The 24358-nt window shown below is 36.7% G+C and carries 19 protein-coding genes and 1 pseudogene; 10 read left to right on the forward strand and 10 right to left on the reverse strand.

The window, feature by feature from the left end:
- Positions 1-42: 42 nt before the first annotated feature.
- From prfB to Q2T41_RS17230, 4 genes and pseudogenes are all read right to left on the reverse strand, one after another.
- Positions 43-1144 (reverse strand): peptide chain release factor 2 gene (gene prfB / locus Q2T41_RS17215; protein ID WP_245838943.1). Its coding sequence is split into 2 segments (ribosomal slippage): positions 43-1077 and positions 1079-1144, totalling 1101 coding nucleotides; the frame shifts between segments, so codons are not numbered across the junction.
- Positions 1145-1208: 64 nt separating this feature from the next.
- Positions 1209-2063: a transglutaminase-like domain-containing protein gene (locus Q2T41_RS17220; RefSeq protein WP_304437088.1), complete on the reverse strand. Its 855-nt coding sequence runs from the start codon at positions 2061-2063 to the stop codon at positions 1209-1211.
- Positions 2064-2088: 25 nt separating this feature from the next.
- Positions 2089-3036 carry an alpha-E domain-containing protein gene (locus tag Q2T41_RS17225; protein ID WP_144800257.1) on the reverse strand — a complete coding sequence of 316 codons (948 nt, stop codon included), beginning with the start codon at positions 3034-3036 and terminating at the stop codon, positions 2089-2091.
- Between the two features lie 7 nt (positions 3037-3043).
- Positions 3044-4506: pseudogene (locus Q2T41_RS17230) on the reverse strand (circularly permuted type 2 ATP-grasp protein).
- A gap of 195 nt (positions 4507-4701) precedes the next feature.
- Here Q2T41_RS17230 and Q2T41_RS17235 point away from each other — a divergent pair.
- The gene (locus Q2T41_RS17235) at positions 4702-7110 is read left to right on the forward strand and encodes a zinc-dependent metalloprotease (protein WP_304437089.1); all 2409 of its coding nucleotides are present in this window, start codon (positions 4702-4704) and stop codon (positions 7108-7110) included.
- Between the two features lie 18 nt (positions 7111-7128).
- The gene (locus tag Q2T41_RS17240) at positions 7129-8151 is read left to right on the forward strand and encodes a threonine aldolase family protein (RefSeq protein ID WP_089261518.1); all 1023 of its coding nucleotides are present in this window, start codon (positions 7129-7131) and stop codon (positions 8149-8151) included.
- Positions 8152-8164: 13 nt separating this feature from the next.
- On the opposite strand, the gene Q2T41_RS17245 is transcribed toward Q2T41_RS17240, so the two are convergent.
- Entirely contained in the window at positions 8165-8476 is a 312-nt protein-coding gene (locus Q2T41_RS17245; protein WP_304437090.1) for a YegP family protein, read from the reverse strand.
- A gap of 188 nt (positions 8477-8664) precedes the next feature.
- On the opposite strand from Q2T41_RS17245, the gene Q2T41_RS17250 reads away from it, so the two are divergent.
- Positions 8665-9765, forward strand: coding sequence for an OmpA family protein (locus Q2T41_RS17250; protein WP_144800261.1), 1101 nt, complete (start codon positions 8665-8667; stop codon positions 9763-9765).
- A gap of 79 nt (positions 9766-9844) precedes the next feature.
- Here the strand turns inward: Q2T41_RS17250 and Q2T41_RS17255 are convergent, their stop codons facing one another.
- The gene (locus Q2T41_RS17255; protein WP_304437091.1) at positions 9845-10297 is read right to left on the reverse strand and encodes a thioredoxin family protein; all 453 of its coding nucleotides are present in this window, start codon (positions 10295-10297) and stop codon (positions 9845-9847) included.
- Between the two features lie 40 nt (positions 10298-10337).
- Positions 10338-10664, reverse strand: a complete 327-nt coding sequence (locus Q2T41_RS17260) for a YbaB/EbfC family nucleoid-associated protein (protein ID WP_304437092.1) — start codon at positions 10662-10664, stop codon at positions 10338-10340.
- Positions 10665-10783: 119 nt separating this feature from the next.
- Between Q2T41_RS17260 and Q2T41_RS17265 the strand changes: the two genes are divergently transcribed.
- From Q2T41_RS17265 to capB, 3 genes are all read left to right on the forward strand, one after another.
- Complete coding sequence (locus Q2T41_RS17265; protein WP_304437093.1) at positions 10784-12841, forward strand: S9 family peptidase; 2058 nt, start codon at positions 10784-10786, stop codon at positions 12839-12841.
- A 76-nt stretch (positions 12842-12917) separates the two neighbouring features.
- Complete coding sequence (gene capA / locus Q2T41_RS17270; RefSeq protein ID WP_089261506.1) at positions 12918-13958, forward strand: cysteate synthase; 1041 nt, start codon at positions 12918-12920, stop codon at positions 13956-13958.
- A 118-nt stretch (positions 13959-14076) separates the two neighbouring features.
- On the forward strand, positions 14077-15336 hold the full coding sequence (gene capB / locus Q2T41_RS17275; protein ID WP_089261505.1) for a cysteate-C-fatty acyltransferase: 1260 nt from the start codon (positions 14077-14079) through the stop codon (positions 15334-15336).
- Between the two features lie 56 nt (positions 15337-15392).
- Here capB and Q2T41_RS17280 read toward each other — a convergent pair whose 3' ends face one another.
- Positions 15393-16511 (reverse strand): GTP cyclohydrolase, encoded by a 1119-nt coding sequence (locus tag Q2T41_RS17280; protein WP_089261502.1) that lies wholly within the window; start codon positions 16509-16511, stop codon positions 15393-15395.
- A 77-nt stretch (positions 16512-16588) separates the two neighbouring features.
- A complete protein-coding gene (locus tag Q2T41_RS17285) occupies positions 16589-17671 on the reverse strand; it encodes a transporter (RefSeq protein WP_304437094.1) in 1083 nt (360 codons plus the stop codon).
- Positions 17672-17757: 86 nt separating this feature from the next.
- On the opposite strand from Q2T41_RS17285, the gene Q2T41_RS17290 reads away from it, so the two are divergent.
- Genes Q2T41_RS17290 through Q2T41_RS17305 form a run of 4 tightly spaced genes read left to right on the forward strand, consistent with a single transcriptional unit; the run spans position 17758 to position 23205 of the window.
- The gene (locus tag Q2T41_RS17290) at positions 17758-18012 is read left to right on the forward strand and encodes a DUF4834 family protein (protein ID WP_304437095.1); all 255 of its coding nucleotides are present in this window, start codon (positions 17758-17760) and stop codon (positions 18010-18012) included.
- A 32-nt stretch (positions 18013-18044) separates the two neighbouring features.
- Entirely contained in the window at positions 18045-20480 is a 2436-nt protein-coding gene (locus Q2T41_RS17295) for a YfhO family protein (protein ID WP_304437096.1), read from the forward strand.
- Positions 20480-21751: a glycosyltransferase family 4 protein gene (locus tag Q2T41_RS17300; RefSeq protein ID WP_304437097.1), complete on the forward strand. Its 1272-nt coding sequence runs from the start codon at positions 20480-20482 to the stop codon at positions 21749-21751. Before Q2T41_RS17295 ends, Q2T41_RS17300 begins: the two co-directional genes overlap by 1 nt.
- Entirely contained in the window at positions 21751-23205 is a 1455-nt protein-coding gene (locus tag Q2T41_RS17305) for a lipopolysaccharide biosynthesis protein (protein WP_304437098.1), read from the forward strand. Before Q2T41_RS17300 ends, Q2T41_RS17305 begins: the two co-directional genes overlap by 1 nt.
- Here Q2T41_RS17305 and Q2T41_RS17310 read toward each other — a convergent pair whose 3' ends face one another.
- Complete coding sequence (locus Q2T41_RS17310; protein ID WP_304437099.1) at positions 23206-24243, reverse strand: AI-2E family transporter; 1038 nt, start codon at positions 24241-24243, stop codon at positions 23206-23208.
- Positions 24244-24358: the final 115 nt, after the last annotated feature.

Here is a 24358-nt window from a genome sequence, read left to right on the forward strand (position 1 = left end):
TTAATTTACAATATAGGAAAACATCAGTAAACCTTAAAAGTGTTACTCTTCCTCTTTTTGGCCCATCATCATTAAAAAGGCTTTTAAGAACCTATCTATATCACCATCCATTACGGCGTCAATATTTCCGGTTTCTTCCCCGGTACGCACATCTTTTACCAGTTTATAAGGGTGCATGACATAATTTCTAATTTGCGAACCCCATTCAATCTTCATTTTAGACGATTCTATTTCTTGCCTGGCTTCCATTTTTTTACGCAATTCTATTTCATATAATTGCGATTTGAGCATCTTCATTGCCGTAGCCCTGTTGTCATGCTGGCTTCTACTGTCTGAACATGAAATCTGAATTCCCGTTGGGTGGTGGGTTAGCTGTACTTTGGTTTCCACTTTGTTTACGTTTTGACCACCTGCACCACTGGATCTTGCGGTAGTAATCGTAATATCCGCTGGGTTGACATCCACCTCAATGCTATCATCTACCAAAGGGTATACATATACGGATACAAAAGAAGTATGCCGTTTTGCGTTACTATCAAAAGGGGAAATACGCACCAATCTATGTACACCGTTTTCTCCTTTAAGCCAACCAAAGCCGAATTCTCCATCTATCTCCAACGTTACGGTCTTTATACCGGCTACATCTCCTTCTTGATAATTGAGCTCCTTGATCTTAAATCCATTTTTTTCTGCCCACATCATATACATACGCATGAGCATTGCCGCCCAGTCACAACTTTCGGTACCACCGGCACCTGCGGTTATTTGTAGGACTGCAGGCAATTCATCACCTTCTTCAGATAACATATTCTTGAATTCCATTTTTTCAAGAACATTAAGGGCTTTTTCATATTGATCAGCTACCTCATCTTCAGAAACCTCGCCTTCTTGATGAAATTCTATCAATACCTCCAATTCTGCAATAATGGCTTCTGCTGCATTGTAATCATCTACCCATTGCTTTTTGGATTGGATATATTTCATATGTGCCTGGGCCTCCTGTGGATTGTTCCAGAAATCTGGGGCCAAGGTCTTTTCCTGTTCATTCTCTATTTCTATTAATTTGGCATCAATGTCAAAGATACCTCCTTAACGCACCAAGGCGATCTATAAGACCTTTGTAGTGGTCTGTAGTAATGTTCATAAATTTAAATTTTAGGTAAAAGTAAGACTCTTTTATATACTTTGGGAAGTAATTTTTACAATACCTATTGTTGACTTTGAACGGTTACCGTATGCGAAGTCTGGTTTCTTCCTTGTGAATATACTACACCTTTTAATGGGGCGCAATCATTATAATCCTTGCCGTGACAGACTTTAATATGATTAATGTTCGCCAAAATATTATTGGTAGGGTCAAAACCTTTCCAGCCAATTTCAGGAATATATGCTTCTGCCCAAGCATGCATCTGAGAATCGCCAAAAAAACCGCTTCCCTGGTTTAAGTAACCTGATACGTACCGGGTAGGAACCCCGTTTTTTCTGGCCAATGCACAGAACAAATGCGTAAAATCTTGACAAACACCTTGTTTTATTGACACAATTTCCGTCAGCAAAGTGTCAACATCTGTTACACCAGTTTTAAACTGTATAAATTTAAAGGTCCAGTCGTTAAGGGCTTGAAGATTGTCAAAAATAGATGTTTTGGGGTCAAAGATAAACATGGTTTCATGTGCTTTCTCCAATTGGGTAAATTGAGTGGCTTTCAAAAAACGTTCAAAACTTATTTTAAAATCAAGTTTTTCAAGCATTTTGTAACCTTTTAAAATATCCAGATCTAATGGAAAGTTAAATGGATTTTCTTCTTTCTTGAAAAATTCAAAATTGGCTTTGAAGGATATGTTGTCAAACTTCTTTTTAGGGTGTATTCTTATGGTTTTAAAACCATAGCCATTGGTAGAATACTCAATATTTGCGTAAAGTGAATTATAAAATTCTATTTCAACACCAAATTGACTTTGGTTTTCCATGGGTATAATAAGGAATTGCCAATATGCATCATATACCCAATGGTCATAATGATTTTCTGCGGTATAGGTAATTTCATATTTGTTCGGCATCATGGCAAAGGTACTTGTTTTGTGCTGTTTAATAATTAAAAAACTCTGCATCTACCTTATTACTGATCTTATCCAAACTGTTCAGAATATTTTCAATAAAGGATTTTATATCATTCTCAATTTCTTCGATATATTTAAACTCATATTCTGACCTGACCCTACCAATTAAAAATGCTGTAGAATCCTTGTTATATCGTTTTTCAGGGTTCAATACCTTTACATGTTCATTTACTTGATTAAGCGCGTTCATTACCGATCTAGGACAATTAGGATTTAAAATCAAAAATTCTAACGTTGAAATGCTTGTTGGTGCTTTTTTGTAATACCTACGCATCATATCATATGACTCTGCGCATTTTAATAAAGTGGTCCATTCAAAACTCTTGCTGAATTTATCGCCATAACTGCCTTGTGCCATTAGGGCATCGTTATATTTTGCATTTATCATACGAGTAATCTGGGTGGCTCTTTCAATATTCACCCCCATTAAAATAGTAGCATAGGTGGCATCATGTAATAAAGTTCCCCTTATTTTACCTCTTAGTACCGCAGTCATCTCCGTAATATTATTGGTGAAGTCATGCAGGCCATTTTTAACATAAACCTCTGCAGGGTAATTTATTACAAAATGGTAAAACTTATTTATGGCTTCGTAGAGTTCCGTTGATATTAAATCGCGAGCGCTATTTGCATTTTCCCTTGCGTATTTTACATTGTTCAGAATTGAAAAACTGTAATTGGGATCAAGACCTATTTTATACAAAATATCGGCTTCATTTAAAATTTGATCTTCATCGTTTACTGGGTTGCCAACCATAAACATCATGGAACGGAGTACAAATTGTCTATTTTGCGATTTTTGGTTGGGTGCATCCAAGGAAGAAAAATAGTTTACGTTTAAATACCGTGCTATGTGTTCCGATCGTTCTATATAACGACCCATCCAAAAAAGGTTATTGGCTACTCTTGCTAACATATAGTTTTTATTTTTTTAGAACCCATGTGTCCTTTGATCCTCCACCTTGAGAGGAGTTTACGATTAAATTCCCCCTTTTTAGCGCTACACGTGTTAACCCTCCTTTTAATACAAATTCCTTGTCCTTACCTAAAACCGTAAATGTTCTTAGGTCCACATGTCTTTGTTCAAAAGATTCTGTTTCATCTATATAGGTAGGGTGTACCGATAATGACATGATGGGCTGCGCCACGTATTTGCGAGGATTATCCTTAATGACCTTCCTTACTTCCGCTATTTCGTCCGTGGTCAGTCTATTTCCAATGGAAATGCCATAACCGCCCGCTTCGTCCACAGGTTTAATGACCAGTTCCTGTATGTTCTCTAGCACATATTTCAATTCATCTGGCCTACTACAATGGTAGGTATGTACATTATTTAAAATAGGTTCCTCGTTTAAATAATATTTTATAATCTGTGGCATGTAGGTGTAAACCGCTTTATCATCTGCTACCCCGGTACCCGGTGCATTAGCTAAGGTTACATTTCCTTTTTTGTATGCGGCGAACAAACCGGGTACCCCTAAGGAAGAATCCGGTTTAAATTCCAACGGGTCAATGAATTGATCATCAATTCTTCTATAGATTACATCTACCTTTTCCGGACCTTTAATGGTCTTCATATAGACAAAATCGTTCTCCACAAAAAGATCCCTACCTTCAACAAGTTCAACGCCCATAGTCTTGGCCAAATATGAATGTTCGTAAAAGGCAGAATTGTACATTCCCGGAGTTATTACTACACAATTGGGTACGTCAACACCATTTGGTTTTACAGTTTCCAAAAGCTCCAATAGATTTTCTGCATAATTGGTTACCGCATGGGTCTTATAATGGTTAAATACCCCAAACAAGGCTTTTTTAAGTGCTGTTCTATTACATATGACATAGCTTACACCAGATGGGCATCTAATATTATCTTCCAAAACATAATATTGACCGTCTTTATGTTTAATGATATCCGTTCCGGAAATATGGTTGTAAATACCACCGGGGGATCGATCCCGTTCATTTGATCCAGATAATTTGCGGATGAAGTAATCAGGTCCAAAGGAACAATTTTATCCTTTAAAATTTTTTTGTCGTGATAAATGTCCCATAAAAATAAATTTAAGGCTTTACTTCTTTGTATAGAGCCCTGTTCTATGATTTCCCATTCATTGGCATCTATAATGCGCGGAAACAAATCAAAAGGAAAAATTTTTTCCTGTACGGTCTTGTCATCGTACACTTGAAAGGTAATTCCTTGATTAAAGAAAGAGGATTTTGCCTTTGAGTTCAGATTTATATAATCGTTTATGGAATGTTCTCCATAAAGATTGAATAATTTTTGATATACCTCAGAAATTTTGCCTTCCCTATTATATAATTCATCATATAAATCGGGGTTTCTAAGGTATGATGCAAATATTTGACTCTCAATGTTTGCCATAGAAGTTGTTTTCCTAAAAGGTACATGATATTGTATGATTTATAGGTGTGATATTTGTATTAATTGGTATGTTGAAATTTATATTTAATAATAATTAGGCACATTATTTATCAAGCCTATTTTTTCATATTTTGATATAAGGTTGTCTTTAGTATTCCTTACTTTTTCTATACTTTTAGAAAAAACTATACGACCATGAAAAAAAATTACCTGCCACTATTCATATTGTTATTGGTAACAACCAATGTAATGTTGGGCCAGTTCAGCGATAAAAAAAATGACCTGAAAAAGTATGATGGCTTTTTTGATTTTTTCTATGAAGAAAAAACAGATAAAATATTTTTGGAGGTAAAGGAATTGAACAAGGAATTTTTGTATGTCTATTCCTTAAGTAGTGGTATAGGAAGTAATGATATAGGTTTGGATCGCGGCCAATTGGGCGACGAGCAGGTTGTTTATTTTAAAAAGGCAGGTGGTAAATTGCTTTTGGTGCAGCCAAATTTAAAATTCAGGGCCAATACGGAAAATGAATTGGAACGTATCTCGGTGGAACAGGCGTTTGCAAAATCTATTCTTTATGGTTTTCCTATAGTGGAAGATAAAAATGGCACCTATATCATAGATATTACCGATTTTCTAATGCAGGATGCACATGGCGTTGCCAATCGTTTAAAGCGAACTAAGCAGGGCGCTTATAGTTTGGACAAGTCAAAGAGCGCCATGGCTATGGAACGGACAAAAGCTTTTCCGCAAAACGTAGAATTTGATGTAACACTTACTTTTAAAGGTGAGCCTGCCGGAAGTTATATTAGAAGTGTGGCCCCCAATGCCAATTTGATAACCGTTGCCGAGCATCATTCTTTTATAGCCTTGCCGGATGATGGTTATGAACCACGGGAGTTTGATCCGCGTTCCGGAGCATCACCTTTTAGTTATTATGATTATGCTACACCGGTAGAATCGTCAATCTTAAAAAGATTCATTAGAAGACATAGGCTTGAAAAGAAAGATCCTACTGCCAAATTGAGCGAAGCCGTAGAACCAATAATATATTATTTGGACAACGGTACCCCAGAACCGGTACGTACGGCCCTTTTGGAAGGGGGTAGATGGTGGAATCAAGCATTTGAAGCCATTGGTTACAAAGATGCATTTCAGGTCAAGATCTTACCAGATGATGCAGATCCATTGGATGTACGCTACAACGTTATACAATGGGTGCATAGGTCAACCAGAGGTTGGAGCTATGGTAGCAGTATAACGGATCCACGTACAGGTGAAATAATGAAAGGCCACGTAAGCCTAGGTAGTTTGCGCATAAGGCAGGATTTTTTAATTGCACAGGCCTTAATGAAACAACCTTTTGCAGAACGGGACGATAATTATGAACCAATGTTACAAATGGCCATAGCACGTATTAGACAATTATCTGCCCATGAAATTGGCCACACCCTTGGTTTTGCGCATAATTATGCTGCCAGTACCACCAATAAAGCTTCGGTGATGGACTATCCCCACCCGCAATTTACATTACAAAATGGTGAAGTGGAATTTTCAAATGCCTATGAAAATGGTATTGGAGAATGGGACAAGGTTTCCGTTGCGTATTCATATGAAACCTTTCCTGAAGGTGTAAACGAAAAAGAAGAATTGGATAAAATTTTGGACCAAGCTACAGCTAACGGCCTACGCTTTATAACCGATCAAGATGCAAGGCCCCAAGGTAGCGCACATGTTCTTGCACACTTATGGGACAACGGTACCAATGTAAGTAAGGAACTGGATGAAATGCTAAAAATTAGGAAAACGGCAATTAATAATTTTTCGGAGAACAATATTAGAACTGGGGAGGCCTTTGCTGTATTAGAAGATGTTTTTGTGCCCCTTTATTTCTTTCATAGATACCAAACAGAGGCTGTAGCAAAGCTTATTGGAGGGTTGGAATATAATTATGCGGTTAAAGGAGATGGCCAGAACATTGTTGAAATTGCGGATAAAGACATGCAGAAAGATGCGCTGACCAGTATTCTAAATACCGTTAATGCGGAGGTTATCGCTATTCCGAAGGATAAGTTGAAATTGTTTCCACCTCGTGCCTTTGGACATCCTAGAACACGGGAATCTATTAACGGGAAGACAGGACTTACATTTGATGCCCTTTCCGCTGTGGAAACTGCTGCAGATATGACCTTGGGCTTTTTATTGCATCCGGAAAGAGCTTCAAGACTGATCCAGCAAAAATCCATCGACCAAAAAAATATTGGATTACAGGAGGTACTTGACGAATTGGTAGCGAATACATTAATGAAAAAGCATAAGGACACCTATTTGAACGAGGCGCAGGTAACTATTAATTTTAGGGTCCTAACACATATCATGAATTTGGCAAACCACCCCAATGTGGCTCCACAGGTAAATGCGATTACAAATGCGCAGTTAAGAAAGATATCACAGAATTTTGCACCTGAACAACATATGGACCCTATTAAAGGGGAGATGGTAAAAAGAATTAAAGATTTTTATGACCATCCAGAATTGTTCAAAGTAATTCCTTCACCTGCAATACCAGATGGTTCTCCAATTGGCATGGACTGTTTCCACTAAATTTAGCAACAAATATTTATGCAGATAAATCTTATTAGTGACACCGTAACGAAGCCCACGGCGGGCATGTTAGATGCCATGATGTCGGCAACGGTAGGTGATGACGTATTTAAGGAAGACCCTACCGTAAATGCCTTGGAAGAAAAAGTAGCACACCTTTTTGGAATGGAGGCTGCCCTCTTTTTTCCTAGTGGTACCATGACCAACCAAACCGCAATAAAATTGCACACACAACCTGCGGAGCAACTTATTTGCGACAAATATGCCCACATCTATAATTATGAAGGTGGAGGGGTAAGTTTTAATAGTGGTGTCTCGTGTAGGTTAATAGATGGCAATAGGGGAACCATGACGGCTGCCCAAGTAGTATCGGCCATTAATCCTCCAGATTTTTATCATAGTCCGTTAACCTCTTTGGTCTGCGTAGAAAATACCGCCAACAAGGGTGGTGGAACTTGTTGGGATTTCAATGAGCTTGAAAAAATTGGTGAAGTATGTAAGCAACATAAGTTGGGCTACCATCTTGACGGAGCACGATTATGGAATGCAATGGTGGAAAAGAAAGAGAACCCTTTGCAGTATGGTCAACTTTTTGATACGGTCAGCGTCTGTTTGAGCAAAGGTTTGGGTTGTCCGGTAGGCTCATTGTTATTGGGCACAAAGGAGCATATGGAGCAAGCAATACGAATACGAAAATTATTTGGGGGTGGTATGCGGCAATCCGGTTTTTTGGCCGCAGCAGCTATATATGCGTTAGACCATCATATAGATCGTCTTGCTGAGGATCACAAAAGAGCAAAGGAAATAGGGGAGGTTTTGGTTGCAAGACCATTTATAAAAAAAGTGGAGCCCATTGAAACCAATATAGTCATTTTTGAAATTGATGAATCGTACATGACAAGCATGGACTTTGTGGAAAAATTAAAAGAAAAGGATATTCTAATCATAGGAATGGGTCAGGGTAAGTTGCGTATGGTAACGCATTTGGATTATACCCAGGCTATGCATGAGCAATTGTTATCACAATTAGTTTCTTTTTAATATTTCAAATTTTTTAGTCCACCGTATTTAAACTATTCTTTATGTTTAATATGCCGTTTTCCATGCCTGCTTCAGAGGAATATAGACCGCTGGACCCAATGGTTTCGCCCAAAGAATTCTTTAACTGAACCAAAAATTTGCCATCAGTAGTGGTTTTGCGTTCAAACACTTTTGCTGTTAAATTACGCTTGGTCTTAATCTCCTGCAAAGTTTTATCCAAGTCGTCCTTACTGGAAAAAGGAACACTTTTTAATAGGGTGCGGCCATTGGTAGATTTAAGCTTAAAAATATAAACGCCCTCCTTTTTTTTATTGATCTTGATCATATCTTTTAAAGATAAATAATAATTTTTCAAAAAATTAGTGACCTATCAAATAATAGTGTGTCTTACTAAATGAACGAGGTTGAATTCTTCAATATGGATAAAATTTACAATCCTTTTTGAATCAAAAAAACCAATATCTATCTCATTCATAATAAATAACCATTATTAAATTTTAAACACTAATTACAATGAAAAAAGTATTATTATCAATTGCATTCTTGACCGCATCTTTTGCAATGGCACAAGATTTACCTGAAAATCCAGAACCGGGTAAATGTTATGTTCGTTGTACAACTCCAGATGTGTATGTAAACGAAACTGTAACGATCACTACGGCCCCTTCCTATAAAATATTAAAAACAATGCCCGCGACATTTAAGACAATTACTGAACGTGTGTTGGTAAAGGAAGAAGAAAAAGTATTAACGGTAGTACCTGCTAAATGGGGTACAGAGACTGTAACTTACGTATCTAAAGGTGGTGGAAATTCATTAAAAGTTATTCCTGCATCTTTTTCCCCTAGTTCAGAAACTTTAGAAATTAAACCTGCATATGCGCAATGGGAGCTAGGTGTTGCAGCGCCTGATTGTGAATCTGGTAATCCAGACGATTGTAGATACTGGTGTTATAAAGGGTATCCTGCGGAATTTGAAACGGTTTCAACCCAAGTTCTTGCCAATGCCGCATCTACAACTTCTACACCGTTAGGTTCTACAAATGGTTCTTACACTAAAAGAGTATTGATTTCTCCGGCTACAGTTGTTGAAAAAATCATTCCTGCAGAATATAAGGAGATTACTAAAACGGTTTTGGATAAGGATGCTTATACGGTAGAAGAGACCATACCTGCAAAAACTAGAACTATTACTAGAGAAGTATTAAGTAAAAAAGGTGGCCTTACAACTTGGAAAGAAGTTGAATGTGCTTTGGTTGAGTATCAAGCATTGCCTATTAACTGGGATTCTGGTAGCGCAACTTTGACTTCACAGGCAAAAAGTATTATCGATAACAGATTGTTACCTGTCTTGGCTCAAAATCCTGGTGTTAAGGTTGAATTGGCTTCACATACAGATTCACAAGGAGGAGCTGCTTCCAATCAAGATTTATCCGAAAGAAGAGCTAAGGCTGTTGCGGATTACTTAATTTCCAAAGGTATCAACTCTAGTCTTTTGGTAGCGAACGGTTATGGTGAAACAAAATTATTGAACAGATGTAAGGATGGTGTTTCTTGTACAGCTAGGGAACATGCCGTAAACAGAAGAACTCAATTTAGATTGATAAATAACTAATTGGTTGGTTTTAGTTGTTTAAATGAAAGGGCTTACTTGTTGGTGTAAGCCCTTTTTCTATTGTTAATATCTAAGAAAATTATTTGTTCCTTTCCAGTAAATTAAGATGGGAATCTACCACCCCGTTCATACTATATCCTGAAAGTTCATCCAGTTCCTTGCCCTTTGCATTTAATACCTTTAGTAGGGGAAAGACTTTTCGGGCGTTATATTTGCCCAATAATTCCTTGTTGTGTTCCAATTGTTTCTTTGATAGGATATCCTTGTTTCTTGGAATGTCTACATATAGTAATATATAGTTCTCAGAAAGCGTCTTGAAACCATCGGTTTCAAATAAATCCTGTTTTAACATCTTACAAGGCGGGCACCAATCACTTCCTGTAAAATACAGAAGTATATTCTTATCTTGTTTTTTTGCCTTGGACAAAGCTGTGTCGTAATCTGTGAGCCATTTTGAATTTTCCGTTATCGATAGGTCTGCCTGTGCAGAAATAATTAACGGGAATAACAGTATAACCAATAGATGTTTCATAATATAAATTTATATGTCCAGTGCAAAAAACTTGCCAGTATTACTTGAATAACGAATCCATACCAGGAATATTGGGCATACCTTCTTTTGCAACAGCCGCCAATTCTGTTTCGTTGACCTTTGTAGCCTGCTCAATAGCTTTGTTAATGGTGAGGATTAGATAATCTTCTAACTGCTCTATGTCCGCTAGTAAAGAATCGTCAATATCTATGTCCTTTATTTGTCTATTGGCTGTTATGGTAACATTTAGTAAACCGTCGCTTGATTTTTCATTTAACGTAACGGTATCCAGTCTTTTCTTCGTTGCCTCAACTTTTTGTTGGGTTTCTTTAAGTTTACCCATCATTCCCATCATATCTCCAAACATAATTTTTGTTTTATTGTTGTTTGCAAAAATAATAAAAAGGCAGTTCTTTTTTCCTTTTACAAATCTTAGGGCTTCTGTGAATTAGTCTTATTTTTGCGCACTTTATAGATAAATAGGTTATGGAGGGCAAAAAAGCACCGGTTGCAAGGAAAATTCCCAAAGAATTGATCAAGCACAATGATGTTCGTATAGATGAGTATTATTGGATGAACCAAAAAGAAGATCAAGAGGTAAATTCATATTTAAATGCGGAAAATGCCTATTACGAATCCCTTACCGCCCATACCAAGGAATTTCAGGAATCCTTGTTTTTAGAGATGAAAGGCCGTATTAAGGAAGATGATTCCTCCGTACCTTATAAACTAAATGGATATTGGTATAGCACCCGATATGAAATTGGTAGCGAATATGCTCTATACTCAAGGTATCAAGGAACATTGGAGGCAGCTGAAGAGGTTATGTTCAATGGCAACGATATGGCTAAAGGTCATGATTATTTTAGCCTTGGAGGTATAGCTATTAGTCCTAATAATAAATTAGCTGCATTTGGTGTAGATACTGTTTCTAGGAGACAGTACGTTATGCAAATTAAAAATTTGGAAACCGGTACCGTTTATGAAGATAGAATAGAGAATACCACAGGAGGCGGTGTTTGGGCCAATGATAATGAAACACTGTTTTATACCCGTAAAGACCCCGTAACACTACGTTCGGATAAAATTTATAAACACAAACTGGGTACGCCTACCTCAGAGGATGTACTGGTTTTTCATGAAGAGGATGAAACTTTCAGTACGTTTATTTACCGTACAAAATCAAAAAAATATTTGGTCATAGGGTCATTTAGCACGCTAACTTCCGAGTTTAGAATTTTACCTACGGACAATCCGGACGGCGAGTTTAAAATTTTCTCCCCTAGAACCCGTGGATTGGAGTATACCATTTTCCATTATGAAAATAACTTCTATATCCTGACCAATAAGGATAAGGCAGAGAACTTTAAAATAATGAAGGTTGATGAAGGTAATACCTCGTCAATTAATTGGCAGGAATTCATACCACATAGGGAAAATGTCCTGTTAGAGGATATTGATATATTTAAAGAGTATTACGTGCTGTCCGAAAGGGAGAACGGTCTTAATAAAATTAGGATCATTCGTTGGGACGGTACCGAGGATTATTATCTGCCTTTTCAATTGGAAACCTATACTGCATATGTGGGCAGCAACCCAGATTTTGATACTGAAATTTTAAGGTATTCCTATAATTCCTTATCCACACCAAGTTCGGTGATAGATTTTAACATGCGCACTAGGGAAAAGGAAATTAAAAAGGAGCAACAGGTTCTAGGGGGGCAATTTAAGAAAGAAAATTACACCGAACGTAGAATATGGGCAATTGCACGTGATGGGGTCAAGGTGCCCATGTCCATAGTATATAGGAATGATACTGAGCTAAACGAACAAACACCGGTGCTCCAATATGCATATGGTTCATACGGTTCAACCATAGACCCTTATTTTTCAACGGTCAGGTTAAGTTTACTGGATCGTGGTTTTGTCTATGCCATAGCACATGTAAGGGGAGGGGAATATTTAGGTAGGAAATGGTATGAAACCGGAAAATTACTGCATAAAAAAAATACATTCACCGACTTCATAGATTGTTCAAAGTTCTTGATCGAACAAAAGATGACAAGTGCGGAACATTTATACGCCATGGGCGGTTCTGCAGGAGGACTTTTGATGGGGGCAATCATAAACATGCAACCCGACCTTTACAACGGGGTCATTGCAGCAGTTCCATTTGTAGATGTCGTTACTACCATGTTAGACGACTCTATACCATTAACTACAGGTGAATATGACGAATGGGGCAATCCAAACGAAAAGGGGTTTTATGAGTATATGAAATCATATTCTCCCTATGATAATGTAAAGGCCCAAAATTACCCTAATATGTTAGTGACCACAGGTTTGCACGATTCTCAGGTGCAATACTTTGAACCGGCCAAATGGGTGGCAAAATTAAGGGAACTGAAAAAAAATGATTGTTTATTACTGTTCCATATTAACATGGAAGCTGGTCATGGCGGTGCATCCGGCAGGTTTGAATCGTTACGTGAAGTAGCCAAGGAATACGCTTTTATCCTAGATTTAGAAGGAAAAATCGCATAGTTGAAAAAAAATAGTAGCTTTGTAGCAATAATATTTACACATTTCGTTTGTGTAAAACTAAACATTGATCCCCCTTATGAAAAATGAGATCAGGGCTTACAATAATATCTTAGAACTAGTGGGCAATACACCATTGGTCAAATTAAATAAAATCGCCAAAAACCTTACAGGTAACTTTTACGCTAAAGTTGAAGCCTTTAATCCAGGCCATTCTTCTAAAGATCGTATAGCTATGCATATTATTGAACAGGCAGAAAAAGCAGGTCTGTTGACAGAAGGTAGTACTATAATAGAAACTACTTCCGGTAATACGGGCTTTAGTATAGCCATGGCTAGTATCATTAAAGGTTACGAGTGTATATTGGCGGTTAGTTCCAAATCCTCTATGGATAAAATAGATATGTTACGCTCAATGGGCGCAAAGGTATATGTTTGTCCGGCACATGTTAGTGCAGATGATCCAAGGTCATATTATGAGGTTGCCAAAAGATTGCATAAAGAGACCAAAGGCTCCATTTATATAAATCAGTATTTCAATACGTTGAATATGGATGCCCATTATAAGACGACCGGTCCTGAGATTTGGGAACAAACTGGTGGCCAAATAACACATTTGGTGGCTTGTAGTGGTACGGGAGGTACTATTTCGGGAACGGCTCGATATTTAAAGGAACAAAATCCAAATATTAAGGTAATTGGTGTTGATGCCTATGGTTCCGTTTTAAAAAAATACCATGAGACGGGCAAGTTGGACACTAATGAGATTTATCCTTATCGTATAGAGGGACTTGGTAAAAACTTAATTCCCGGGGCCACTGACTTTTCTGCAATAGATGAGTTCATTAAGGTCACGGATGCAGAAAGTGCCCATACTGCACGAGAAATATCAAAAACTGAAGGGATTTTCGTGGGTTATACCAGTGGTGCGGTTATGCAGGCCTTAAAACAATTGGATGAACTGAATACATTTGATAAGGATAGCAACGTAGTTGCTATATTTCCCGATCATGGTTCCCGTTATATGAGCAAAATATATAGTGATCAATGGATGGAAGACCAAGGTTTCTTAAATGCGGCAACCGTTGAAGAAACGCAGGAAATACAATTTATAAAATAATCAATCGTATTGAAATTATAGAAAAAAAGTGGGTTTCAAACCCACTTTTTTGCGTAGTAAATAATTTATGCTAGCTAATCAAAATTATTTACTTTTGCAGATAGAAGCGAATTAAGCAATGAAAGACTTATTTGATAGAATTTTAGAAAATAAAGGCCCTTTAGGTAAATGGGCTTCTCAAGCAGAAGGTTATTTTGTATTTCCTAAATTAGAAGGTCCTATTTCTAATAGAATGAAATTTCAAGGTAAGGATGTTATTACCTGGAGTATTAACGATTATCTAGGCTTGGCAAATTTACCCGAAATTAAAAAGGTAGATGGTGAGGCGGCTGCAGAATACGGTGCTGCCTACCCAATGGGTGCTAGAATGATGAGTGGCCACACCGAATTTCATGAACAGTTAGAGAGAGAGTGTGCTGCCTTTGTCGAAAAGGAAGCTGCATATTTATTGAATTTTGGATACCAAGGGTTTATGTCCGTAATAGACGCGTTGGTTACCAAGGATGATATTATAGTGTATGATGTAGATTGTCATGCTTGTATCATTGATGGTGTTCGTTTGCACATGGGTAAACGTTTTACATTCGTACACAATAATGTAGATAGTCTTGAAAAAAACCTAGAGCGTGCCAGTAAAATGGCAGAGCAGAACGGTGGCGGTATTTTGGTCATTTCAGAAGGTGTTTTTGGAATGCGTGGAGAACAAGGTATCTTGAAGGAAATCGTTGCATTAAAGAAAAAATATAATTTTAGATTATTGGTAGATGATGCCCACGGTTTTGGCACCTTGGGTAAGACCGGCGGTGGTGCAGGACAGGAGCAAGGAGTACAGGATGAAATAGATGTATATTTGGCAACTTTTGCCAAATCTATGGCCAGTATTGGTGCTTTTGTAGCGGCAGATCAAGGAATAATAGATTATCTTAAATATAATTTACGTTCGCAAATGTTCGCTAAATCATTACCTATGGTATATGTAAAAGGGGCATTAAAGCGTTTGGAGATGTTGCGTACCCAACCAGAGCTTAAGGAGAAACTTTGGGAAAATGTAAATGCATTGCAGAACGGATTAAAGGAAAATGGATTTGATATCGGTACAACGACCAGTTGTGTAACTCCTGTATATTTAAACGGTAGTATTCCAGAAGCAATGGCCTTGGTAAAGGATTTACGTGAAAATCACGGTATTTTCTGCTCGATCGTTGTGTATCCTGTAATACCTAAAGGATTGATATTATTACGCTTAATTCCTACGGCAACCCATACTTTACAAGATGTTGAGGAGACTTTAGCTGCTTTTTCAGCTATACGTGAACGTTTGCAAAACGGAACCTATAAAAGATTGTCTGCCGCTGTAGCCGCAGCAATGGGAGAATAAATTGGAAAATAATAAATAAAAAAGTCCGTGATGTAATTGATCACGGACTTTTTTATTTATAACGGTTTTTTATAGGTTCTTCTACGTTTGTAGATTACCGGGTCAAAATGCTTCCACATTTGTTTTATTGCTAGATTTTCCTCTAGTTCCGGTGTTCTATAGCACATATCAATATTCTTTTCGGTAAAGGTTTTGTAATATTCATTAAAAATTACTGCGGTAACTCCTTTATTTTGATATTCCGGATCTATTCCTATGAGATAGAAAATAACATCCTTGCTATTTTTCTTGGCTTTTAGAAGATGAAAAATACCAAAAGGAAATAATTTGCCATTTGCTTTTTGCAAAGCTTCTGAAAATGAGGGCATGACAATGGCAAAGGCAATCAATTTATCTTCTTTATCCTTTATGAACTTGATGTATTCAGGATTGATAAAGCTAATGTATTTCTTTTTAAAATATGCCTTTTGGATTTCCGTGATAGGTACAAATGAGCTGAGGTTGGCGTATGTTTTGTTAAATAGGTCGAACATTTCATCTGCCAATGGCATAACCTCCTTGGTTTTGGTAAAGTTCACTTCTTTTAAACCGTAGCGTCTTTTGACCAAATCGTTTAATTTGGAAAACAGTTTTGGGTCTGCATTTTTAGCAGGAAATTTGTTTTCCATATATTCCTTTTCCTTTACAAATCCCAATTGTTCATAATGGTCCTTATAATAGGCATGATTGTACCATGTGATCATGGTGCCAATATGATCAAACCCCTCTACTAAAACTCCAACCTTATCCAAATTGGAAAAACCTACAGGACCTTCCAAAAATTCTAGGCCATTATTTTTGCCTATTTCTGCTACCTGTTGCAAAAGTGCCTTGGATACTTCTATGTCATCGACGAAATCAAACCATCCAAATCTCATTTTTTTTACCTGCTGTTCGTTCACCTCTAGGTGATTAATGATGGCAGCTACACGACCAACAATTTTACTTCCTTCATAGGCAAGATAAAACCAAGCTTCGGCATCTTTGAAAACAGGGTTTTTGTTCTTATCAAAACTTTCCAGTTCATCATTGATGATAGGGGGTACCCAAAACTTATTGTTTTTATATAAGGAAAAAGGAAAGGTTACAAAGCGTTTTAAATCTTGCTTTGTTTTTGCTTCTTTTATACTGATCATGACACGTTTTTAGAAGTGTCAATATTAGGTATATTAATTATAACAAGAAAGTAGGAACTAAGTAAAATGTACCAAATTTAGAAGTCTATTTCGCTAGACTCCTTTTGTTTCTTCTTTTCTTTTTTCTTCAACTTTTTAAGCTGCTTTTTAGAAGGTCCTAGGTCTATATCCTCAGCACCGTTACCCTTCCGCTTTTTTCTTTTTTCCTTCTTCATTGCGTTTTTGTCAATTGCACCACCATTTTGATCGGCTTCTTGATCTTCTATGGGTTTAAGGCTGTCCTTGTGAAAATCCATACGGTATGATCCGCCAAAACCAAAAAAGATTCGGGTAGGCGTGTTTTTTAAACTTGCCCCCATATTAAAATCCAACTGAAGATTTTCCTTTAATAAATGTGCAATTCCACCTCTTAACAATAGATCTGCATAACGATGGCTTTGTATACCTTGGTGCTCTACAAAAACGCTCCATTTAGGATTTCTAAAGGCGTGGGATAATGAAATTAAATAGCTTAGTTCCGGATCGTCCGTTGTTATTCGGTCAAAGGCGGTATTGGTAATCAATACAAACCTTGGGGTAAGTCGGCTTTGTGTAGCGATCATACCGCGATAGGATATGGTAGGTTCCCCTACATAGAAGGGGTTGTCCCCAATTACAAAATTGGCCCCACCATATAGCGACACTGCAGGTAGAAGGTTTTTAAACTGAAATTTATGGTTGGCTCTCCAACTGTAAAGATTTGGTTTATTGGCCTCTGGATTTTTAAACGGGTCATAAACAAGGTATTTCAACCCTAATCTATTTCTTGAAAAATCCCTTCTCTTGGCCAAAAGATTAAAATTGGAATAGGTGAGGTCTTGATCTTGAAAAGTACCTTCGTAACTAAGCTCAAGTTGTTCAAAAAGCAAACCATATCTTAGGGCAATATCCGTACCCCAAATATCAGATTGTGTATTGAGCAAAGTATGATCTTTTTGTTCATAGAATAAACCCATTTCTGCCTGTATCACATTCTTTCCTACCGCATAGGCACTAACCGATAGTCCAGGTCTATTTGAATTTATTACATCGGTATATTGGGAAAGGCCAAATAGAGGTATAAGCAATAAAATGGCAAAAATGTAATAATTGGGTTTAGAGTAAGCCAATAGACTATTCATGAACACGATTTTATATATATTTTAATAGTATGATTCTACTAATACAACGTGATAATTGTATTTTTGATATACCTAAGTAATAATAAATGGCTTTTTTAAAAACGATATTAATTATTCTCTTGGTGTATTACCTGCTAAAATTTTTAGTTAAGTTGTTTGCACCTACAATTTTAAGTTACGCGGCTAAAAAAACAGAATCCCATTTTAAGCAAGCTTTTGATAACCAACAAGCTTCTACAGAGGAGAAAGTAGGGGATGTCATTATAAACAAAAAAACTTCCAGGAAAAAGAGAGATTCGGAAAAAGTAGGCGAATACATTGATTTTGAAGAGCTAGACTAGTTATCTTTGTCTAAACACTATGTATCTTTCAAATGAAGCAAGGCTTAAAATTCTTTTTCATCCATTTTTTTGTTATTGCCTTTTTTATAGTAGCGGCCCTATCCTATTTTAACCCCGTACTTCAGGGAAAGGTCATGTACCAACATGATATTGCCCAATATACCGGTATGGCCAAGGAGCAGAATGATTTTAGGAAAGCTAATGATCAAGAGCCTTATTGGACCAACAGTGCTTTTGGGGGCATGCCCACTTACCAACTTGGGGCAAATTACCCTCATAATTATATTAAGCAATTAGACCGGGTAATTCGGTTTTTGCCAAGGCCTGCAGATTATCTATTCTTATACATGCTTGGCTTTTATATTTTGTTATGCTGTTTAAAAGTCGACTATCGTTTGGCTGTAGTAGGTGCTCTGGCATTTGGTTTTTCTACATATTTGATAATAATTTTGGGTGCCGGACATAATGCCAAGGCCCATGCCATTGCCTACCTTCCTGTTCTTTTGGCGGGAATAGTTTTGGTCTTTAGAAAAAAATACCTGTGGGGCTTTGTACTTACAGCATTGGCAATGGCATTGGAGATTACTGCCAATCATTACCAAATGACCTATTATTTTATGCTATTGGTTCTTATTATGGGAGTGGTGTATTTGGTATATGCTATCAAGGAAAAGGAAATCAAGCATTTTGGAATATCAGTAGGAATTTTAGCAATGGCAGTAACGTTGGGTATTGCCGCAAATGCCACTGGACTAATGGCTACCAAGGAATATGCGGATTGGAGTACGCGTGGTAAAAGTGAATTGACCATTAATCCAGACGGTTCTCCAAAACAAAATACAGATGGCTTGAGTAAAAGCTATATCACCAATTGGAGTTATGGTATTACGGAGTCATTAAATTTATTTGTACCCCGATTATTTGGTGGTGCAAGTCAGGAAAATTTGGGAGAAGAATCAAAGTCTTTTAATTACTTGATAGATAAGGGACTACCAAGGTCCAGTGCCTTGGAATTTGTAAGCGGATTACCATTATACTGGGGAGAACAGCCTGGTACATCCGGGCCTGCCTATTTAGGTGCTGTAGTATTTTTTCTGTTTTTCCTAGGTCTATTTCTTGTAAAAGGAAAACATAAATGGTGGTTACTCTTCGGTTCGTTAATGTCGCTTATACTTTCTTGGGGAAAGAATTTTAGTGTCGTTACAGATTTTATGATCGATTATTTTCCTTTATACGATAAATTTAGGGCGGTTTCCTCTATTCAGATCATATTGGAGCTCTGTGTACCGATCCTTGCTATATTGGCCTTAAAGAAACTTGCTAAGGATAAAGTCCCTACTATGGATAAATTCAAGTCACTTAAACTGGCTACAGGGGTAATAGTGGGTATTGGGGCTATCCTTTTCTTATTTAAGGGAAGTTTTGATTTTGTGGGTGCGGCAGATGATAATTTACGGATGACCGGTTTAGAGGAACTGCCGGAAATGTTAAGGCTGGACCGCAAAGCAGTATATACCAACGATCTTTTACGCTCGTTAGGTTTTGCCTTGGTAACGGCATTGTTAATCTGGTTCTATTTAAAACAAAAAATAAAATTAAATTATTTGGTAATAGCCATAGGGCTTATGATCGTCGTTGATTTGGTAAATGTTGATTTACGCTATGTGAACAATGATAATTTTGTTTCTAAACGTAAAATGCTGGAACCTTTTCAAGCATCGGCGGCCAATAAAATCATTGCCAAGGACGAAGGGGTATATAGGGTTTTTGACCAAACCGATGGATTTGATTCTGCAAAAACGGCCTATTTTCATCAAACTATAACGGGGTATCATGCGGCAAAACCTGCAGGAATGCAAGATTTGTTCAACTTTCATATTTATAATGGAAATCTGTCCGTCATGAATATGCTCAATGTCAAGTATTTAATAAGACAAGATCAAGAAGGAAAAACTTTTCCTATTGAAAACCCAAATGCAAATGGAAATGCCTGGTTTGTACAGCAACTGGTTCCGGTACCCAATGCCAATGAAGAAATTAAGGCATTGGATAGTCTTGACACCAAAAATAGTGCTGTGTTCAATGAAAGCCAATTTGAAAAAATAGCACCATTGACTTACCCAATGGATTCCACTGCCACCATTTCATTGACGGCATACGAGCCCAATCATCTAGTATACAGATCTAATAATAATAATGAAGGTGTTGCCGTATTTTCGGAGATGTATTATAAGAATGGATGGAATGCTTACATTGATGGAGAGGTGGTTGATCATTTTAAGGTAAACTATGTATTGCGCGCTCTAAGTATTCCAGCTGGTGCGCATAAAATTGAATTTAAATTTGAACCTCAGGTTGTTGCTCAAGGAAGTAAAATTACATTGGCTAGCAATATATTACTGGTCTTGATAATTCTAGGCGGAATAGGTTTTACATTTTGGAATACTAAAAAAGAAGGGGAAGCTTAATGAAGAAGGTGCTGGTCATTACCTATTATTGGCCTCCCGCTGGCGGACCGGGTGTACAACGCTGGCTCAAATTCGTTAAGTATCTTAGGGATTTTAATGTTGAGCCCATAGTTTATATTCCAAAGAATCCAAATTATCCATTAGTGGATGAATCATTTTTAAAAGATATTCCAGAGGGAATTACTATCTATAGTCATGAAATTTTGGAACCCTACCGTTGGGCAAAATTACTTTCAAGAAAAAAAACAAAGCGGATAAGCGCAGGTATTATCAATACCAAAGATCAGTCATTTATAGAAAAGATTTTATTGTGGGTAAGGGGAAACCTTTTTGTACCGGACGCAAGAAAATTTTGGGTTGGGCCTTCGGTAAAATTTTTAAGCAATATTATCGATAAAGAACAAATATCCTCAATAATTACCACAGGTCCGCCGCACAGTGTACATTTAATTGGTTTACGGTTGAAGCAAATAATGCCCATTAATTGGATTGCGGATTTTAGAGATCCATGGACTACAATAGGGTATCATAAAAAATTGAAATTATCCTCATTTGCTGCACAGAAACATAAGCGTTTGGAATCCAAGGTTCTAAATAGTGCCGATAAAATCATTGTTACCAGTGCTACAACAAAGCAAGAGTTCACTACTTTAACGGAGCAACCAATAACTGTTATCACTAACGGATTTGACAGGGGAGTAGGTCAGAAAAAAACATTTGATGTCAAATTTACCATTTCCCATATCGGCTCTATGTTGTCCGGTCGAAATCCAACCAATCTTTGGAAGGTATTGTCTGAATTACTGAACCAGGACAAAGCGTTTAAAAAGGCGTTGCTTCTTCGTTTTATAGGGGTTGTAAGTGATGAAGTTTTATCTTCATTATCACATTATGGCTTACAGGATAATTTGGAGCTCTCAGGATATGTTTCACATCATGAGGCACTGGCTTTTCAAGATAAGTCTCAAATTTTACTTTTGGCCGAAATAGATACCATTGAGACCCAAGGTATAATTCCAGGAAAGCTTTTTGAGTATATGGCCGCAAAAAGACCAATACTTGCCATAGGTCCAAAAGGTTGGGAGGTCGGTGCAATAATTAACGAAACCAATGCTGGATGTATTTTTGAGTATACGGATGAAATTGAACTTAAAAATGTACTTTTAAGTTGGTTTGAACAGTATAAAAAAGGTGAACTTAAAATATCATCTTCAGGAATAGAAACCTATAGCAGAAGGGAACTGACCCGTAAATTATCAGAATTGATCTAATGGGCATTGTACTTAAACAATCATTGAACAATACTATTGTAACCTATATTGGTTTTGCCATTGGGGCAATCAACACCTTATTTTTGTATACCCGTTTTATGAAGCCTGAAAATTATGGGCTAATACAAGTAATTTTATCAGTTTCTGCTATACTTATGCCCATTTTGGCCTTTGGCGTCCCCAATACCGTAGTTAAATTTTATTCCAGTTTTAAAGATCATACCAAACAAGACAGCTTTTTGACCTTTATCTTGTTTTTGCCTTTAGTTTTAATCATACCCATTGCCTTCCTTAGTTTTTTTGCCAACGATTTTATAGGCAATATTTTGGCGAATAAAAACCCCATTGTGCGTAGTTATGTATGGCATATTTTCTTTGTGGGGATGGCCATGGCTTATTTTGAAATATTCTATGCTTGGGCCAGAATAAGAATGAAATCCATATTCGGTAATTTTATGAAGGAGATTTTTTGCAGAATCGTCCAAACCGTGTTATTGATTTTATTGTGGTTCAAAGTCATTGATGTATATTTCTTTATCAATGCCCTTGTAGCTTCATATCTACTGCGTGCGTTGATCATGAAAGTATATGCATTTTACCTGCGTAAGCCCAAGATTAATTTTACACTTCCCTATAATTGGATAAATATTGTAAAATACAGTGCCTTGATTATATTAGGTGGTTCTACAGCTATTGTGCTATTGGAAGTGGATAAGGTGATGCTGAACAGTTTTCTGGAAATTGATAATGTAGCCTATTATGCAGTTTCTGGTTTTATTGCTTCTACTATAGCGGTACCTTCAAGGGCCATGCATCAAATAACATACCCATTAACTGCAAGCTATATCAACAACAAGGAAAAACCTGCTTTAAAAACCCTTTACCAGAAAAGTTCGTTAACCTTGTTCATTGTGTCTGGGATATTGTTTTTGTTGATTTTTTTAAATCTTGATGAACTTTATAAATTACTTCCCAATAATTATGCAAATGGATTTATGATCGTATTTTGGATTGGCTTGGCCAAAGTATATGATGCCCTTTTAGGTAATAATAATTCTATTCTATATAATTCTGATTATTACCGTTCAATTTTATTTTTTGGGGTATTACTTACTTTTATGGCTATTCTTTTTAATCTTTGGTTAATACCAACATTTGGATTAAATGGTGCAGCAATTGCAAGTTTTAGTGCTTTCTTTGTTTACAATACTTTAAAGTTGATCTATGTAAGGTCCAAGTTTAAAATTATCCCTTTTACCCTAGAAACTGTAAAGGTTTTTATACTGTTGGTAGCTATAGGGTGTATATTTTGGTTTGTAGATTTTCCTTTTCACCCAATAGTGAACATAGCGTTAAAAAGCCTATTAATGTTGATGGTATATGTAGGTGTACTTTATAAATTTAGGATTTCTGACGATATATATCATTTTATAAATAAAACTTTAAGGCGTTAACTATAGTTTCTGTTTTGCTTTTTTACTTGAGGTCTGTATACCATATTCCTGTTTGTAAATTTTTACGATAACAAGAAAAAGGCTAATAATGAGCGGTCCAAAAATCAATCCTACAAATCCAAAAATAGGTATCCCGATCAATACTCCTATTAATGTAATTAATGGGTGGGTGCTATCAATTTGTTTTAAGACTACCAATCGAATTAAATTATCGGTCATTCCTACCACCAATATGCCATACAATAAGATGCCCCACGCCTGAAAATCATTGCCGCCGGCCATACTTAAAATAAATACCGGCAATATTCCTACAAAAGTGCCTATAAAGGGAATCATAGAACCTATAGTAACAATCACAAACCAAAACAATGGATTATCCACTCCAAAAATATAAAATCCTATTAAGGCAATAATTCCTTGTGCCAGTGCTACTAATGGTATGGCAATAGCATTGGAACGAACGACATTATCTATTTCTTTTCCCAATATGACCAAGGTTTTATTGCTTAAGGGAATATATTCCAATAAAGAATCCTTTAATTTCTTGGGACTTTGAAGCATGTAATAGAGAATAAAAAGTAAAATACCCAAAGAAATTAGAATGGTAAAGGTTCCGCTGGCAAACCCTTGTAAATTATCTGTTAACCAACCAGAAGCTTGTTTAGGGTCAATTGCCGATGATAGGTCATAACCGGCATATTTTTCCAATTTAAATATCTGTTCCTTGAACGCTTTTGTAACTTCTTCGGATTTATCAGCCAAATTTCCAATTTCGGCACCTAGCATAAAGGCTGCACCGGTCAATGGAATAAAAATTCCTAATAGTGAGGCAATAATCAATAATGTGGCCGCCCACGTTCTTTTCATGCCCTTGTTCAATAATTTAATCATCCATTTTCTTAAGATGACATAAAGGGTTAACGCACCCAGTACACCGGAAATGTAAGGTAACATATAGGTGATGATCAATCCCCCAAGAAAAAGTATAAGCGCAAGTATGATTATCTGCCTTATGAGCTTATGGTTAATTTTCTTCATGGAATTTTAATCTTTACTGTTGGATTGATTGTGGTAAAGGTGACTGATTATTTTAGTATAATTTAACTCTGTAACTTATTTTTCTAATTCAAAAATCTAACTTGTGACTTTATTG

The sequence above is a fragment of the Maribacter confluentis genome, assembly GCF_030505015.1.
Classification (GTDB): Bacteria; Bacteroidota; Bacteroidia; order Flavobacteriales; family Flavobacteriaceae; genus Maribacter; species Maribacter sedimenticola.

Coding starts and splice junctions, on each gene's coding strand:
- Q2T41_RS17220 (WP_304437088.1), bottom strand. CDS start 2,063: ATGATGCCGAACAAATATGAAATTACCTATACCGCAGAAAATCATTAT.
- Q2T41_RS17225 (WP_144800257.1), bottom strand. CDS start 3,036: ATGTTAGCAAGAGTAGCCAATAACCTTTTTTGGATGGGTCGTTATATA.
- Q2T41_RS17235 (WP_304437089.1), top strand. CDS start 4,702: ATGAAAAAAAATTACCTGCCACTATTCATATTGTTATTGGTAACAACC.
- Q2T41_RS17240 (WP_089261518.1), top strand. CDS start 7,129: ATGCAGATAAATCTTATTAGTGACACCGTAACGAAGCCCACGGCGGGC.
- Q2T41_RS17245 (WP_304437090.1), bottom strand. CDS start 8,476: ATGATCAAGATCAATAAAAAAAAGGAGGGCGTTTATATTTTTAAGCTT.
- Q2T41_RS17250 (WP_144800261.1), top strand. CDS start 8,665: ATGAAAAAAGTATTATTATCAATTGCATTCTTGACCGCATCTTTTGCA.
- Q2T41_RS17255 (WP_304437091.1), bottom strand. CDS start 10,297: ATGAAACATCTATTGGTTATACTGTTATTCCCGTTAATTATTTCTGCA.
- Q2T41_RS17260 (WP_304437092.1), bottom strand. CDS start 10,664: ATGTTTGGAGATATGATGGGAATGATGGGTAAACTTAAAGAAACCCAA.
- Q2T41_RS17265 (WP_304437093.1), top strand. CDS start 10,784: ATGGAGGGCAAAAAAGCACCGGTTGCAAGGAAAATTCCCAAAGAATTG.
- capA (WP_089261506.1), top strand. CDS start 12,918: ATGAAAAATGAGATCAGGGCTTACAATAATATCTTAGAACTAGTGGGC.
- capB (WP_089261505.1), top strand. CDS start 14,077: ATGAAAGACTTATTTGATAGAATTTTAGAAAATAAAGGCCCTTTAGGT.
- Q2T41_RS17280 (WP_089261502.1), bottom strand. CDS start 16,511: ATGATCAGTATAAAAGAAGCAAAAACAAAGCAAGATTTAAAACGCTTT.
- Q2T41_RS17285 (WP_304437094.1), bottom strand. CDS start 17,671: ATGAATAGTCTATTGGCTTACTCTAAACCCAATTATTACATTTTTGCC.
- Q2T41_RS17290 (WP_304437095.1), top strand. CDS start 17,758: ATGGCTTTTTTAAAAACGATATTAATTATTCTCTTGGTGTATTACCTG.
- Q2T41_RS17295 (WP_304437096.1), top strand. CDS start 18,045: ATGAAGCAAGGCTTAAAATTCTTTTTCATCCATTTTTTTGTTATTGCC.
- Q2T41_RS17300 (WP_304437097.1), top strand. CDS start 20,480: ATGAAGAAGGTGCTGGTCATTACCTATTATTGGCCTCCCGCTGGCGGA.
- Q2T41_RS17305 (WP_304437098.1), top strand. CDS start 21,751: ATGGGCATTGTACTTAAACAATCATTGAACAATACTATTGTAACCTAT.
- Q2T41_RS17310 (WP_304437099.1), bottom strand. CDS start 24,243: ATGAAGAAAATTAACCATAAGCTCATAAGGCAGATAATCATACTTGCG.